At 61.9% G+C, this 15505-nt stretch carries 13 protein-coding genes; 5 read left to right on the top strand and 8 right to left on the bottom strand.

The annotated features are described in order from the left end of the window. The first annotated feature begins 4 nt into the window (after positions 1-4). From JF616_02030 to JF616_02015, 4 genes are all read left to right on the top strand, one after another. Entirely contained in the window at positions 5-631 is a 627-nt protein-coding gene (locus JF616_02030) for a hypothetical protein (protein MBW8886510.1), read from the top strand. 103 nt (positions 632-734) lie between these two features. Further along, positions 735-1361 (top strand): hypothetical protein, encoded by a 627-nt coding sequence (locus tag JF616_02025; GenBank protein ID MBW8886509.1) that lies wholly within the window; start codon positions 735-737, stop codon positions 1359-1361. Positions 1362-1514: 153 nt separating this feature from the next. After that, positions 1515-2627, top strand: a complete 1113-nt coding sequence (locus JF616_02020; protein MBW8886508.1) for an FAD:protein FMN transferase — start codon at positions 1515-1517, stop codon at positions 2625-2627. Positions 2628-2694: 67 nt separating this feature from the next. Next, a complete protein-coding gene (locus JF616_02015) occupies positions 2695-4440 on the top strand; it encodes a hypothetical protein (protein MBW8886507.1) in 1746 nt (581 codons plus the stop codon). A 74-nt stretch (positions 4441-4514) separates the two neighbouring features. Here the strand turns inward: JF616_02015 and JF616_02010 are convergent, their stop codons facing one another. Both JF616_02010 and JF616_02005 read right to left on the bottom strand, forming a co-directional pair. After that, positions 4515-6350 (bottom strand): hypothetical protein, encoded by a 1836-nt coding sequence (locus tag JF616_02010; GenBank protein MBW8886506.1) that lies wholly within the window; start codon positions 6348-6350, stop codon positions 4515-4517. Positions 6351-6538: 188 nt separating this feature from the next. Further along, entirely contained in the window at positions 6539-8038 is a 1500-nt protein-coding gene (locus tag JF616_02005; protein MBW8886505.1) for a sodium/solute symporter, read from the bottom strand. Between the two features lie 87 nt (positions 8039-8125). Here JF616_02005 and JF616_02000 point away from each other — a divergent pair, with 87 nt between their 5' ends. Beyond that, on the top strand, positions 8126-8599 hold the full coding sequence (locus tag JF616_02000) for a hypothetical protein (GenBank protein MBW8886504.1): 474 nt from the start codon (positions 8126-8128) through the stop codon (positions 8597-8599). A 34-nt stretch (positions 8600-8633) separates the two neighbouring features. Here JF616_02000 and JF616_01995 read toward each other — a convergent pair whose 3' ends face one another. The 6 genes from JF616_01995 to JF616_01970 form a co-directional block, all read right to left on the bottom strand. Next, on the bottom strand, positions 8634-9122 hold the full coding sequence (locus JF616_01995) for a helix-turn-helix transcriptional regulator (protein ID MBW8886503.1): 489 nt from the start codon (positions 9120-9122) through the stop codon (positions 8634-8636). A 393-nt stretch (positions 9123-9515) separates the two neighbouring features. Beyond that, positions 9516-10403, bottom strand: coding sequence for a fibro-slime domain-containing protein (locus tag JF616_01990; protein MBW8886502.1), 888 nt, complete (start codon positions 10401-10403; stop codon positions 9516-9518). Positions 10404-10593: 190 nt separating this feature from the next. Further along, positions 10594-11271: a PEP-CTERM sorting domain-containing protein gene (locus tag JF616_01985; protein ID MBW8886501.1), complete on the bottom strand. Its 678-nt coding sequence runs from the start codon at positions 11269-11271 to the stop codon at positions 10594-10596. A gap of 55 nt (positions 11272-11326) precedes the next feature. Further along, entirely contained in the window at positions 11327-11548 is a 222-nt protein-coding gene (locus tag JF616_01980) for a hypothetical protein (protein MBW8886500.1), read from the bottom strand. Positions 11549-11763: 215 nt separating this feature from the next. After that, a complete protein-coding gene (locus tag JF616_01975; GenBank protein ID MBW8886499.1) occupies positions 11764-13338 on the bottom strand; it encodes an FAD-dependent oxidoreductase in 1575 nt (524 codons plus the stop codon). A 134-nt stretch (positions 13339-13472) separates the two neighbouring features. Continuing rightward, complete coding sequence (locus JF616_01970; protein ID MBW8886498.1) at positions 13473-15437, bottom strand: hypothetical protein; 1965 nt, start codon at positions 15435-15437, stop codon at positions 13473-13475. Positions 15438-15505 lie beyond the last annotated feature (68 nt).

Below are 15505 nucleotides of genomic sequence, written 5' to 3'. Positions count from 1 at the left end.
CTCCATGCATTCCCGCATATCTTCAATCGCCTGCACCATCCTGGCTTCAGCCGCCCTCTTCGCCGCTCCCGCCCGCGCCGAATCCCGCTTCGCGACGAACCGGTTCGAAATCACTTTCGGTGACGGTTGGCAGAACCAGCCTTCCGTCGGTGGCGATTCGTCCGTCTTCCTGATGTACGGCTATTCCATGTTGGGATTCTGTTATATGACCGCCGGCAGCGGCGAAAGCCCCGTCTCCGCCGGGGATTTCGATAACTTCCGAAAGCAATACGCCGGGGCGGACAGCGTGACCAAGGTGGCCGAGGGAACGGATAGCCTGGGCGGGAAAGCCTTCGCTTACTCCGAGTTCAAGAACGCGGATACTTCCAACGGGGACACCCGCATCCGCCTTTACTCCACTTCGGACGGATCGCTCCGATTCCAATCCCTGCTGGTTTACGAGTATCCCGTCGGCACCCTCTTGGTCTCCGCGATGGACTCGGCCCTGGCCACCTTGGCCCTCTCTCCCACCGCCATCCACGCCCTACAAGCGCGTTCGCCTCTCGTTCTCCGAGCGGCCGATCATGATGTCCTCGGCCGGCTCCGGCCCTTGGCGATGCGGCCGACTTCGTTCCGCTTACCGGGACGGTAGCGCCGACCCGGACGCAGGGGGATTTTCGCCCCTTCCGGTTCCGGCGCGAAACGCTTAGTTTGCCGTTCATCTTTACCCGCCACTACCCTATCCGGAGGCCTGCATGCAATCCCGTAAAATCCTGATCGCCCTTTCCTTTCTGTCCTTGGCCGTGTTGACGTCGATCTCGACCGCGGCCGATACCACGTTTACGACCAGCCGTTTCAGCATCAGCTTTCCTCCCGCATGGCAAAAGGTCCCTTTCATGGCGGGAGGCGATTCGCTCTTGGCCGTATTTAACGACACGAATATGGCCTATTGCTACATGACCGCAAGCACCACCGATCATCCCCTTACCGCCCAGGAACTAGAAGCATATCGGAAGGCGTACGCCGGATCCGATAGCGTGAACAAGGTAGCGGATGGAACGAAGACCCTCGGTGGCAAGTCCTTCTCCTTCGTGGAATACCAATCCACGGTTACCGCCAATGACTCTTCCCGGGTGCGGATCTACTACACCAACGTAGGTTCGAACCTTTTCACAAGCATTCTTATTTATACTCCGGGAAGCGAGGATGGCGCCGTCGCGGATTTAGAATCGGCCCTGGCGACCTTAAGCCTGTCCGCCAGCCCCATCCACGCCTGGATCGAAAGGCCAACATCCGCCGGGCGCGCCGCCATCCATGATGTCCTGGGCCGTTCCCGGCCTTTGGCAGCGAGAACGGCTCTGTACCGCCTGCCCCTGCCCTAACGGCCATCCGATTCAGGCATAACCGGCTGCGGCCCGCGCTCGGCCCCGGCCGGTTGCGCGGGGGCCCTAGTCGCCCGTCCCTTAGAAGGGGTCTCATAAATGGGTTCGTCGCGGAGGGCGGCGAGGATTCCAGGCCTTTGCTAAGTTACGGATATGGCACTCTCCCTGCGCTCCGCCATCGCCCTGGCGCCCCTCCTGCTTCTCGCCTGCTCCCGTCCCGAGAAGAACATCCATCGCTGGTTCGACATGGATACCGAGTTCGTCGCGACGCTCTATGGGCATGGCGCCGTTCCGCCGGACAGCGCCTTCGCCCGGCTGCAACGGGAGAGCGCGCGACTGGAACAGGTCTTCAGCGATTACCTGCCGGGATCGGACTTAAGGCGGGTGATGGGCCGCGTGGGCGATACGCTGACGGCCGATACGGAGATCATCACCGTGCTGCGCGCGGCCGCGGAGATGGCCGAGGCTTCGCAGGGCGCCTTCGACATCACCATGCACGATTTGAAAGCGGCCTGGGGTCTGGGCAGCGGGGACAGCGGCCGGGTGCCTTCCGATGCCGCCATCTTGGCCTTGATGCATGGCAATCCCGCCTTCGGCGCGCCTTTGGACGGCAACCCCGCCAAGTATCCGCCCTATCGCCTGGTGGGCGGCAACCGGCTGGTGATCCTGCGGGACAGCGTCATCCTCGATCTGGGCGGCATCGCCAAGGGCTATACGGTCGATCGCATGCACGCCCTCCTCGATTCCATGGGCTTCCCGGACCATATCGTTTCGGCCGGCGGGGACATGCGCGTGGGCGGCCATAAGGGACGGGAGCCTTGGACGCTGGGCATCCGCCATCCGCGCGATCCCGAAGGCCTGGCCGGCACATTGAAGCTGACCGAGCCGCGCGCCGTCTCCACCTCCGGCGACTATGAGCGCTACTTCTTCAAGGACGGCATCCGCTACCACCACATCTTCGATCCCCGCACCGGCCGTCCGGCCCGGCCCTTCTGCTCGGTGACGGTCCTGGCGGACAGCGGGCTGCTGGCCGATCGCCTGACCAAGCCCTTGTTCATCCTGGGCCCGGAGCGTTCCAAGGCCTTGCTGGATCGATTCAAGGCCCGGGCGGTGTGGATGCGGGAAATCCAGGCCCTACCCCAGGGCAGCCAAGGGGATCGTATCGACGGCGCCGAGGCCCCGAAGCATCTGTGTTACGTGGCATCCGCGGGGCTGGACGGGGTGTTGGGGATGAAGAATATCGACCCCTGCGAAAAGGGGCGGTGAAGGACGGCGGATCACGGTTTTCCATGGCGATATCCGTAGAATAGACAATACGGGTTAGGAGGTTTTCTTGGCATACGGACGGCGGCGTTTATCCTTGTTCTTATTGATGATGTTGGGAACGCCTGCGCTCGCGTCGGCGGCATTTAAATACTTCGACCCGACCAAACCGGGCGAAATCCCCCAACTCCTTTCGCAAACCGGATTCTACAGCGCCATAGCGAGCCGAACCACGGACACTGCCGCCAAGGCATTCGTGGTGAACTCCCCGCTTTGGTCCGACGGGAGCTTGAAAAAGAGATGGGTGATCCTACGCCCCGGCAAAAAAATCGCCTGGGCGGACGACACCGACTTTTTCGATTATCCGGACAGCACCGTCTTCGTGAAAGCCTTCCTGCACGTGCGCGCGCCCGGCGACACGATCTATTGGGAAACCCGCTTCCTCGTGAAGAAGGCGGATACCGCGGAGGGCGCTCAGAATTGGTATGGGTTTTCCTATCGCTGGAATACGGCGCAGACCGACGCCAACCTGGTGGATCCCGGGACCGGGGCCAATGGGGTCCTCTCCGTGAAGGACAATCAGGGACGCACAACCTACAAGAAATGGCGATTCCCGGCGCAAGCGGACTGTAACCGCTGCCATCAGGTCACCTCGGGCAACCATCCCTCCCCGAACCTGCCGGTGAGACAGGGCCGCGGCGTGATGGGATTCTATCCGGCGCAGCTCAAGAGGCCCACCCAAAACGGCGCCAGCAACCAAGTGCTGGATTTGTTCGCGGCCGGGGTCTTCTCCGGCGCCCAACCTAATGCGGCCTCCTTGGCCCGGCGGTTCATCGGCATGGCTGAAGCGATCGATCCCACCCTGACCGACGCCCAAAGGCGGGTGGTGGTGGACAACATGTCCCGATCCTACCTGGCCGCGAATTGCTCGGGATGCCATGGCGACAGGTCCGCGCTGATAGGGGCCAGCGCCGCCACCATCCCTCCCAATTTCGATTACTTCGATTTACGCCAGCATGATATCCCGTTCAACCAGATCAAGTCGATCGGGATCCTCAACGACACCGCCGCCTATACCGATTCTCTCTCCCTGATCCAGGGCCGCAACAAGTACAAGTGGCTCGTGTCCACGTCCGGGCTGGGGTCGGATCCGAACTGGAACCTTGCTCTTCCCCCCGGCAATCCCGACACCCTGACCACTAATGAGATCTATATCGATCCCGCGACCAAGAAGGGCTACCCGTCCCTGTCCTATGGGCTTTTCCGGCAGTGGGCCCGGACCACCCCGGCCGCGGATTCGGCGACCTGGTACCGGGCGCTTAAGAAGGCGGCCGGCTTCGGGGACGCGGACGCGCTGGCCAAGCTGGCTTGGATGTTCTCGCAGCCTTGGGGATCGAAGGAATGGACCGATAACCTGGCCACCCATGCTTTCAGCCTGGATTCGGTCATGGCGGGCCTGGGAGGCGTGAACCTGTACCGGAACGACGGCGACGGCATGCCGCCCTTAGCCACCTATATCCCGGACACCGCGTCCCTGAAGATCCTGGGGGAATGGGTAGCCAAGCAAGGCGCATCGCCGGGGATCGGGATCCGGGCCATCGGGTCCCGCGCCTTCCCATCCCCGTATATCCGGGACCGCATCCTCATCGTGCCGGCCGGCTTCACGGGAGCCGTGAGGTTGATGGACATCCGCGGACGGGTCTTCGCCCTGCGGTCCTTAGGGAACGGCCGTTACGGCATCCCGGATAGGGCGCAGGACGGCATCTACTTTCTGCGGGTCGGCCAGAGCTTTTTCAGGGCATCGTTGCTGAGATAGCCGAGACCCCATTAGGTGCGCCTACGATAGGCGGGCCTCCGATAGAGGAGCGCCTCCGATAGCCGGGCCGTCTATTAGAACGTCACCGGCCGGACATAGGCGCGCCCGCCCTGCCGCACTTCCAGGATGTGCAGGCCCGCGCCGGGGGCCTTCAGCGTAAATTCGCCCGCGTCGAAACCCTGACGCTCTTCCCTGCGGGCGCCGTTCAATTCCCTGAGCGAAACGGTGTAGGCCCCCTTGAGGTCCACGCGAAGCTTCACCGCTCCCGGAAGCATGGTATGCATAACATGGTTATTCATGTATTGATCGGAAGCGCGATCCGCGATGGAAACCGGGGCGGGATTGAAGGCCACCGTGGATTGGTAGTTGTGCGTGAACAAGGTTGAGTTGTAGACCAAGGATGCGTTGCCGGTGCGCGCATGGATGCCGCCGGCGGTGATGGACAAGACGCGATCGAATTTGGCGTTGCTTCCGATGCCCAGGAAAACCCGGTAGCCGTCCTGGGACAACTGGACGCTGGTGATGGCGGGCGCGGCCGAGGTGTTGTTCCCTGCGCCATAACCCTCTTGGCGCACCAGATCATACTGCTTGATGGCGAAGCTCGCGGCCACCGCCGAGGCTTCGGAGACGGGCTGGGAAAAAGCGACTTCGATTCCCCCGGCCCTCGATTTCACGCTCAGGATTTCGAAGCTCGCCTTGATGGCTGCGGCGTCCAAGGCGACCTTATAGACCGGCTGATCGGCGCCGGAGGGCCAGGCTCCCCCGCTTTGGCCGATGATCTCCAAGGTGCCCACGTAAATGACGTCAGCGGTCGGATCCATGACGAAGCGGTTAGGGGCGGGGCAATTGGCCCCTCCCGGCAGGTTCGTGAACCAATGCACCGATCCGTTGTAATTCGCGTTCACGCCGGTGGCGCCGTTCACGGGATCCAACGCGATGCGGGACATTCCCTCCAGGGTGACGTCCCCCACGACCACGTCGCCCGCGTAGGGCCCATGATCCATGTAGAGGGGCTGCGAGGTGCTCGCGCCCACGCCGTATTCCCCGACCGCTTGGGCCTGCATCATCCAGGCGACCGGAGGCTGGTAAGGCAAGGTGCCGGCCTTATTGGCCAGTCCCGCCCAGTTGTCCTTGAATCCCTTCGAGGTATTCTGATGGAGGCCGTAGAAGGAGTTCGGCTTGATGATGTTCAGCGCGCAGGAAGGGTTCCAGCTTCCTTGGTTATCCGTGAACAGCATGATGCCGTTCGGCCCCAGCCCCCCGCCGTTGGGCGACCGCGTGCCGCCGGCGTACTTGGTGAATCCGCCCGTCCCGTCCGGTTTCCAGGCGAGTATGGAACTGGCGTAGTCGCCGCTCGGATCGGTATCCGCGAAGCCGCCGGAGATGAAGGTCCCGGAGTAGGGCGCATAGTACATGCCGTTGCTGTACATGGGGCAGAATATGTACGAGTGGTACGGGAGCGTCCCATCGTAGGTCGGAGGAGCGGCCACCACCTTGGTCCGGGTCCCATCGGTGGCGGAAACCTTGTACACGCCATCCAAATCGACGACCATGATTTCGTCGTTCGGGCCGACCGTCACTCCCGTGGGCTGGCGGAATTGATCGATGAGTTTGGTCACGGTCGGAGTGGTGGCGATATTCTTCACGATCCATACGCCTGCATTGGCGTTGTTACCGGGCGGAGTAGCGTAGTTGTTCGGGCAGCGCACCCAGACCATGTCCCCGTTCTTCAACCAAGCCATCCCCATGGTGCTGTACTTGCCCAGGGCGTCTATGGCGGAGATGGTAAACCCGGGGTGCGCCTCTTTGCCGGAATAGGCTCCCGTGATGGCGGCGTTCGCTGGGGGGACCGCCAGCGATAGCAACGCGAGCAGAACGAATTCGGAACTTGGAAGTAAGGGACGACGCATCGTTTCTCCGTCGACGTAAAGGTTTGCAACGCCGATAACATAACCTTATTCCGATTGCCCCAATCGCCAAAATTGGCCAAATTTCCGATACTTGCGCATGTGGTGGAATAAAATTGCGCTCACGGCAAACTAGAGCGACGCGCACGACAAATCGAAGCCAATGGAAACGCCCGCTTCCACCTGAGCATTCAGGATGGGCGTCGATTCGGATTGGTATTGGAAGAGGATGAGCGAAGCCCCATCACCGCGTTAATCCCCTGCGCCGCCAAGAGGGACCCGGTCAGCGAGATCAGCGGATTCCAAGGCCAGGCCAACGCCAACCAAGGCTTCCACATCCCCGGCGGAAGCACGGGGATGGTGCTGAAGGGAAGCAGCGCCAACATTCCGACTACCGCTCCGATCATGATCGCCACGGGCCGGGTCTTCGGCAGGAAGAAGGCCTGCAAGAACATCGACAGCAGGGGACCCGTGAAAAGCGAGGTGAAGAACAAGGCCTTCCCCAGAATGGTTTCATCCCCCAGGGCGCATAGGAATGAGGCCGCGGTACCCAAGGTCCCCCACAGCACCACCCAGATCCGGGCATGCTTGAGCGAATGGCTGCCTTCGCCCCCCTGATCCCGCCGCAGGAAATCGATCACCGTCGTGTTCGAGAGCGCGGTCAGCACCGAACTCAGGGCGCCCATATCCGCCGCCAGGATGGCCGCCACCAATAAGCCCTTGACGCCGGTGGGCAGGACGTTCACGATGAAGTGCGGGAGCACTTGATTGGCCTTGAGGTCCGGCAAGACTTCCACGTGGGCGATTTGGAAATACACGTACAGGAAGGCGCCTACCGTGAAAAAGAGCACGCCTACGCATACGCCAAGCAGGGATGAGGTGACGGAAGAGTAATTGGCGGCGCGCACGTCCTTGGTGGAGAGATACCTTTGCACGAATTGCTGATCGCACCCGCGGATGGCCACTTCGAAGACGATGTAGACCAAGGACGCGGTCCAGAAATTACGCGGGCTGGAGGGGTCCCAACTGAAATCGAGCCAACGGGTTTTGCCGGCCTCGCTGGCCATGTGCCAGGCCGCGCCGAAGCCGCCCACGGCATGGGCCACGAAGCCGATGCATAGCAAGCCGCCCCCGAAGAAGATGACGAACTGGATGATGTCGGTGGTGGTCACCGCCTTGATGCCGCCCAGCGAGGTGTACATCATGGCGAAGACGGCCATGGCGACGGCGCAAGCCCAATAGGGGGCGCCCGTTATTTTCATCAGGACCAGGGACGGCCCGTAGATGAGCATGCCCATCCGCAATAGCAGGTGGAACGAGTAGAAGGATGCGGCCATGACCCTTACCGGCCGGGAAAACTTCATCTCCAACAATTCGTAAGCCGATTTGATCCCGCTGGAACGGATACGGGGGATGAATACGGTCCCCACGATGGCGATGGCGGCGAGCGAGCCAACGTTCAGCATCAAGAGGCGCATGTCGTTGGCATAGCCGTCGGCGGGATTGCCTAGGAAGGTATTGGCCGATACCGAAGTGGCGATGAGGGAAATGCCCACCGCCAGCCACGGCATATTGCCGCCCCCGAACATGAAGTCCTTGAAATCCCGGTTGCGCCGGGAGAAATAGACCCCGATGCCGGCCACTACCGCGAAGTAGAGGACGATTACGAGCCAGTCGACGGGGCTGAACATCCGCGCGGTCCCTTCTTGAAAGCAGCCCATAATGTAAAAAGGACGTCCGCCGGCAGACGGGAATGCGCGGCTTGCTATCTTGGTCCCATGGCCAATACTTCCGAAGAACCCGTCGCCGACGGCAAGCGATTCAAGCCCGACGCCTTACGCATCGCCTTCCTGGCCGTGGTGGCCAGCGGGATCTACGGATCGGGCATTCTGGCGGCGATGTGGGCGGCGAACTTGACGATTAAAGCGGCGCATGCCGGCCAGCCCATGCCCGTTTTGCCCTGGGCCCTCGCCTTCGCTTTCGTCGTCGTGGGCATCCTCTCGGTCATCTACGGTTTCTTCTTCCGCCCGCGGGAGCTGCGCTTGAGCGAAAGCCAGGTGGCGGTGGTCTACTGGGACGGCAACGGGAAGAAGATCAGCCGCGATCAGGTACGGCAGGTGGAAACGAAGGGGCGGCGCATCGTCCTGCGCGGGCCGGAGAAGACCTTGGTGATCGCGAGGATCTTCAAAGATTGGGATCGGATTAAGTCCGAATTGGCGGCCTGGGCTAAACCGGCCGGTTCAGCAAGCTGAACCGGCTCTTGATCCCGGGCTTCACCGCTAACGCTTAGCGGTTGGCTTTACGGTACTGCAGCGGAGTCATGCCCATCCGCGCCTTGAATTGCCGGATGAACAGGGTGTCGTCCGCGAAACCCAGGTCATAGGCGATTTTGGCGACGGGGCGCTTGTCCGATACCAGCATGTCCCGCGCGGCCATCACCCGCATCCGGATCAGGAACTGGTTCGGGGGCATCCCGAACTGCTTCTTGAAGTTCCGGTGGAACTGCCGCAAGGAGAGGCGGACCAGGTCGGCGAGCGCCTTCATGGGAACGTTCTCGCGGAAATGTTCGCTCAGGTATCCCATGACGCGATCCATTCCCGAGGCATCATCGGCCGCGCCGATGAAGGCTTCCGGAAGGCGCGCGGGTTGGATCGCGATCACGCGATCGGAACCGGGAAACCTTCCGGTTACCTGGGGCCGCAATGCCTCGCGGAGGGCCGGTGCCGGCGGCTTCGGGCCGAGAGCCAAGGCGCGCACGGTCGAAGTAGTGGTCAAGCCCATTCCCGTTTCAGGCCGGGTTTCCCACGGCCGGAAGCTACGTGTGGTCTGAAGATCACCTGCCAAGGTCTCTTCGTGAGTGCCAGAAATCTCAGGTCCAAGATTCGCCATGGATATTCCCCTCCTTTGGCGTGCGAAGATGAATATACGGCCGAAGTCGGCGAAAATGGGATCGAATATGCAGTCGATTGCAAGAGGCGGATCGCTAGAGAACCATCTTCCCTGAATTCCTCAAACCCCGACACATCATTATTGGGTTCAGGCGTGTTTACCACTCCGTAACCAACGCTAATCGTATCGAAAATGGGGGTAACATGCGTGTGCACATGCCGGAATCCGCGCTAGAGGAGCCGGTCCCGGCAACAAATGGTAAACAGACCCGAGACCGGGTCAGGGTTTTAAGGGGGAGAATTCCAGGTTGGTGACGATGTCCAATGTGGATGAGGCCACCGAGCGCTCGGCGAAATAAAAGTCGAGAGAGTACTGGCTCTTATCCGCTAGCCCGAAGGCGCCGGCTTTGTCGTCCAAGGAAACCGAATCGGACTCCGCCGAATGGATGCCGCCCAGATCGATGGCGCGGTGGCCGTTCACGAAGGCCCACACATCATCATCGCCGCGTGCGGAAAGGAACTGGCGCTCTCCCTGCCTGTAGGTGAAGGTCGCGTGGAATTCCAAGGTGAAGCCATAGTTGTGGGTGGAGAGGTCGACGCCATCCTTGGTCCCGCTCTGCAGATATCCGAAAGGGTCGGGACCGGAATCGGCTTCCTTCCTGGCGCCTTGATCCTTGTCCAAGGGGAAAAACTGGTTCTCCTGGAAGACGTAGTAACCGGTATTATCGTCCTGCTCGAATTTCATGGTATACAGGAAGGGGCGGTTCACGTCTTGGCCGCGATCCTCGAACCAATCCGTGAAGCGATCAGCCGGCTCGAAGCATCGCGAAACGTTGACGGGCATGCTATCCAGAGGCGCCAGCACCGGAGTCCGTTCGTCACCGGGAAAAGAGGGATCCTTGCCGCCGCCGGTGGAGAGATCCGGAAGGACGGTGAATATGCCCGCGAGGTGGGCCTCGCAGGCGGCCACGCCTTGGTTGAAATGCGGGTGGGTGTTGTCCGTGGAGGTGGGATTGCCTTCCTTGAAATCCCGGACCTTGGCCACCACATCAATATGGTTCCTGGTGTCCTTGCTGTCCTTGATGGGTCCCAGGAAACCCAGCTTGCCGCAACCTGCGAGCGCCATGACGGCCGCCAGGCCTCCAATCATCGCCTTATCCATCGCCATGCTCCTTTCCGGGCATACGGGATCCGGGGCGGGGCAGGATAACCTGTCGGTTACCCCTCACGACGCCGCGCGGATCCTTGCCGATTATGTTAGAGGCTCTTTACGCTTTCCTGAAAATAAACTCCCGCCGGAGGGGGAGGGAAAAATCCTGAACGGGAAAAGCGAGGGGAAAGCGGAGGAAAGCCGGGGCTCAGCGGCCTTTGGAGCGGACGCCGCGCAAGGACAGGCACAGGCCCGCGAGGCCGAGGGCGAAGAGGGCGTAGGCGGAGGGCTCGGGAACGGCCGGAGCCTCCAGAGGGTTGCGCGTATCGATGGATGAGAGCACAAGGGACGAGCTGTAGGTGCTATTCTCTACTCCCGGCCCGTTCTGTACGAAATTCTCCCCTTGGACGATCTTCCCTACCTGCCAATCTTCGAACATGGCGTCGGAGGACCATATGTCCAGCAAATCCATGCCGCTCGCATCGGAGTTGCTCCCGCGCAAGGCGCTGAAGATCTCGTCCTGATAGCGCATGATGTCCATCCCGTAATGGGACGACTCTTTGTTCTCGGAAGCGGGATTGTCGCTGGGGAGGATGTTTCCGCCGATGTAGTCCGCCAGGAAATACTTGGTGAAATAGTCCGGCTCCTCGACGTAATCCGCCATCGCCTGGGACTGGCCTTGGCCATCGACGGTGTATCCCGGGGCGCTTCGATCCACCCGAAACACGTAGGTTACGTCCATTCCCAAGGGGTACTCGGACAGGGTGGAATAGACTACTTGGCCCGTGAAGGAATAGTACAGGGGAACGGCTTGCGGGCGGGCCGCGGCCGTGAGGATCAAAGCGGCCGCGGAAAAAAACAGTCGGGGGAGATTTGGGGAAGCCATAGGCGGAAAAAACGCTTCCGCCGGGCGCGGGCGCAAACGGAATCTTCGCGAACGATCAGGGGGAGGCCGGGACGGGCCCGGCGCCGTCGATTTCCGGCGGCGAGGCCTGGGCCGGCTCGAGCCCCGGAATCGCCCGCAATGAGCGGGCTTCGCCGGAAGCCCATCTCCCCGCGACCCATAAGGATTTGGAAAGATGGAGCGGTCCCTGCGCGCAAGCCGCCGCGATCAACGCGGTGGCGGCCGCCTTGAGGATGATGTACGCCTTTTGCATGGACATACCTCCATGAACACCCTGATGCAAATTCCGAGCCCGACCTATTTGGTTCGGGAAAAGGGGTTTTAGGTTCGCGAAAGTCCGAAAATCGCGATTTAGACCTTCGTCGAGCCCGTAGGGGAAAGCATGGGGGGACGCCTTGCTCAATCTTTGCCGGTCGGAATCGGCCCGACAGCCGAAAAAACGGGGCCGGGTCCGGCCCTGCCCTCATCGGGATTTCAGGCGACCGGGGGCGCGGCGCGGTGCTCGGCGGAGGTTAAGTGCTCTAAATCGGAGATGGAGGGACCGTTCAGCACATGGCCGCGGCAATCGAAGCGCGATCCATGGCAAGGGCAATCCCAGGTCCGCTCCGAGGCGTTCCAGGTGACAATGCATTTAAGATGGGGGCAAACCGCCGACATGCGATGCGCTTCGCCGTTCTCGTCGCGGTAGATGGCGATATGCTGCATTCCCTTGCGGATCACCGCCCCGCTGCCGATCGGGATGGTTTCTTCTTCCTTCACCGTATGGCCTTTTACCCAATCGGCCGCCAGACGGGCCGCCACCTTGAGGTTATGCCGGCCGAACTCTCCCGCCGCCTTCAGGCTTTTACGCGCGGGATCGTAGGTGGAAGCCCAGGCATGCAGACGGCCGCTTATCAATTCGGGCAGGATCAAGCCGGCGATGGTCCCGTGGGTAAGCCCGTTGCCCGAATCCCCGGTCGCGATGAAAACGTTGTCGTGATCGCCGGGGTTGCGGCCGATGTAGGCCAGTCCGTCCAGGGTTTCCACGATCTGACCCGACCAGCGCGCATGCACCACGCCCGCCTCGGGCCAACGCGATCGCATCCAGTTTTCCAGATGCGCATAGCGGGAATCGAAATCTTCCGCCTGGCCCACCGGATGATCCTCGCCGCCCACCACCAGCAGGTCCTGCCCCGGCGCGTTATCGGCCCCCGCCGCCAGCCGCACGTAATGGTAAGGATCGGCCGTATCCCATAGCAATGCTTTGGGCAGCCCTTCGGGAACATGCGCGGCGATCACGTAGGTGCGATGCGGCATGAGCTTGGTATGCATGGTGAAGCGATCGTTGACGGGGACGTTGGTGGCCACCACGATGGCTTTGGGATGGATGGCATGGCCCGAACGCAAACCCACCAGCGCGTCGGAGCCTCCCCGGATTTCCGCGGCATGCGCGGTGTAGATGCGGCCGCCCCGGCGTTCCACCGCCTCGGCCAGGCCCGCCAGGTACAACAGGGGATGGAATTGGGCCTGCGCGTCGAATTCGATCGCCGGGCCGGTATCGAAAAGGGGAATGGGCGCGCGTGCGGCCTTCCGCGCCGGCAAGCCCGCGCGCCGGGCCGCCGCCAACTCTCGATCCAAGAATTCCACTTCCCCGCCGGCAGCGGAAAAGAGATAACCGGGCACGCGCTCGAAGCCGCACTCGATGCCCTCGACGGCCGCGATGGCCTCGATGCGCGCGATGGCGTCGGAATGGCTGCGGGCCACGATGCGCGCGGCCTCCGGGCCGTGCATGGATTCGATCTCGGTATAATGATCGTCGACGGCGCTGGCGAGATGGGCAGAGGTGCGACCGGTTTCGCCGCTCCCCACCGCCCCATCGTCGATGACAACCACCGAAGCGCCTTGCTCGGCCAAGGTATAGGCAACGCTAAGCCCGGTGATCCCGGCCCCGATCACGCAGACGTCGGGCGCGAGGCCTTCGGGCGCGACGGGATATTTGGGCATGCCGGCGGAACGGGTCCAAATGGAAACCTTGGCTCCCGATGTGCTGTCGCGATGGTTCGGATGCATGGCGCCCTCCCGGTTACGGGACCTCCCCGTCCTTTGAAAGAAGGGTTCGGCGGCGGGAAGGTCAAGGGCAACGGCTTCCCGATCGGAGGGGACGAAAGGGCGCGACTCCGGTTTTTCCCGTCTCTGGGCGGGGTCTAGGGGTCCAACTGCGAAAGCAACGGATCGTTGGGGATGGGGGCGCCGACGGTCACCGAGTAGTTGCCGACCGCTGCGTTCTGCCCTTGGGCGATAGGTTGCCTGCCATTGATGACGTTCCCGGGACCCAATCGTAGGGTGCCCGCGACGTCGACCCAAGAGAGCGCGCCGGCGCCGGTGAAGTTGAAGTTGAAGACGTTGTCCCAGGCGTCCGCTTCGGTTTCGAGCGCAGAGAGGCGGAAGACGTTGTCGCGATAGGTGCTGGTCGTGAGGTTGAAGGTGTTTTTCCAGAAGCGCAGGCGCTTGCGGTACGGCACCGGAGGGACGAAGGTGGGGCCGGCGCTTTGGTCCTGCTCCCCCATGTTGTCGCCGCCGTAGTGGATGACGGGCGGGCCATTCGAGATGACGGTGTTGCCGTAGACATAGTCGGTGCCGTAGTCCGGCTGCTTGACTATGCCGTTGGTCTGCTCCTCGGACTGTACGAAGTCCATGCACAGGGCGCTGCATTCCACCGTGTTGTTGCGGAAGATCTCGCCGCTGGAGCGGGACTTGTACGAGGATCCGGTCGAGCCGGGGCGGACGACGCCGATGTAGTTGCCTTCGACTATGGGGCTCGCCGCCTGGACGTAGAAGCCGTGCTCGCTATAGGATCCGGAGACGCCGTTGCCGTATACGCGGTTGTTGGCGAGGGTGACCCGGGTGGTCGTCTCGGTCAGCAGTTCGTCCTTGGCCATCAGGAAGATGCCGAAGGCGCAGTCGGAGACGATGTTGTTGCGGACGGTAATGTCCTCGCCCTGCTGGATCCAAATGCAGCCCGCCGAACCGTAGGTCGAGGCGACGCCGGCGAGGGTCGTGTAGGCGGCTCCCTTGCGGGCGCCTTGGACCTGGAGACCCTGGATCGTGATGAATTTCGGCTCATACGCCCCGTACGGGTCCTGCGTAGAAGGGCCGCGCTTGATGACGATGCCTCCCAGGCCCTCGTTGTACCCCCCGAAGACGAGGTTGCCGGGGCTGTCGGTGCCGACGGCTGTCTTGGCTCCGTCGAAGTTGAGGATCGGCTTTTTGCAGTCCGCGTCGCTGACGCCGTTGATGATGACGGGCTGGGAGGCGGTGCCTTGCGCGCGTAGGCCGAACTTGGCCAGGTAGGGCGTGGGACGCGCGTAGATGTTGACGACGTCGCCGGCGACGAGCGAGCCGAACGGGACGGAGTCGAGTTCGGCATAAGGCCTTCCGGGCCCGACGTCATAGGTCATGTGGCTGCCGACCAGGGCGGTGGTGCAAACGTCGGTGCCTGTAAGGCCCTGGGGGACTCCGCCACTGCCGCCACCCGTCGTCGGCGCCATGCTCACGTTGACCGTCGTGTCGTAGGCGGAAAGCATCACCGTCTTCGCAGTGAATCCGGCGGCGGTAACGGTGAGGGTATCCACGACGGCGGCCATCTTGGCCATGCTGGCGCTCATCCGCGAAACGTTCAGCAACTCCGGACTCGCCGAAGGAGGGGCGAACCCCATCCCGAAGTAACGGAAAATCTTCGAATAGCCTCCGACTGAAGCATGTACCAGGACCAGGTTCTCCTTTGGGCCCATCCCTGAGATATCCATCCGATACACGCCCGCCGGGGCTTTCTCCATCACTACCCGATTTAGAAGCTTGCCCTTTACATCGAAGATCTCGATCTTGACCGGAGCGGGGTTACCCAGGAACAGCTCCAATAGGCCTCGGTTCAGGCTGAAGCGAGCAAACATCGGGTGAGAAGGGCCTTCCATCGCCGAGAGGTTCCTGGTGATCGAAAAAGACCCGTCCGATCCAGTAGTGTCCTTTAGTCCCTGGCGCACGAGTTCAACGATGGCATTCGTCACCGGATTCCCGGAAGCATTGGCGACCTTGCCGCGCACGTTTATGATTTGGGCGTTGGCTGCCAATCCGAAGGATAGGCAAAAGCAAGCGATTATCCGTTTGTTCATAACCTACCCCGCTAAAGAACCCTGTTCCGAACCGCGCCACCGAAGGCCATTCCAGAGTAGTATTGAAA

Source organism: Fibrobacterota bacterium, from assembly GCA_019509785.1.
Lineage (GTDB): Bacteria > Fibrobacterota > Fibrobacteria > UBA11236 > UBA11236 > Chersky-265.
Note: the sequence above shows the minus strand (reverse complement) of the source record. Positions and strands in the feature narration are given on the sequence as shown.

Coding starts and splice junctions, on each gene's coding strand:
- JF616_02030 (MBW8886510.1), top strand. CDS start 5: ATGCATTCCCGCATATCTTCAATCGCCTGCACCATCCTGGCTTCAGCC.
- JF616_02025 (MBW8886509.1), top strand. CDS start 735: ATGCAATCCCGTAAAATCCTGATCGCCCTTTCCTTTCTGTCCTTGGCC.
- JF616_02020 (MBW8886508.1), top strand. CDS start 1,515: ATGGCACTCTCCCTGCGCTCCGCCATCGCCCTGGCGCCCCTCCTGCTT.
- JF616_02010 (MBW8886506.1), bottom strand. CDS start 6,350: ATGCGTCGTCCCTTACTTCCAAGTTCCGAATTCGTTCTGCTCGCGTTG.
- JF616_02005 (MBW8886505.1), bottom strand. CDS start 8,038: ATGTTCAGCCCCGTCGACTGGCTCGTAATCGTCCTCTACTTCGCGGTA.
- JF616_02000 (MBW8886504.1), top strand. CDS start 8,126: ATGGCCAATACTTCCGAAGAACCCGTCGCCGACGGCAAGCGATTCAAG.
- JF616_01990 (MBW8886502.1), bottom strand. CDS start 10,403: ATGGCGATGGATAAGGCGATGATTGGAGGCCTGGCGGCCGTCATGGCG.
- JF616_01985 (MBW8886501.1), bottom strand. CDS start 11,271: ATGGCTTCCCCAAATCTCCCCCGACTGTTTTTTTCCGCGGCCGCTTTG.
- JF616_01980 (MBW8886500.1), bottom strand. CDS start 11,548: ATGTCCATGCAAAAGGCGTACATCATCCTCAAGGCGGCCGCCACCGCG.
- JF616_01975 (MBW8886499.1), bottom strand. CDS start 13,338: ATGCATCCGAACCATCGCGACAGCACATCGGGAGCCAAGGTTTCCATT.
- JF616_01970 (MBW8886498.1), bottom strand. CDS start 15,437: ATGAACAAACGGATAATCGCTTGCTTTTGCCTATCCTTCGGATTGGCA.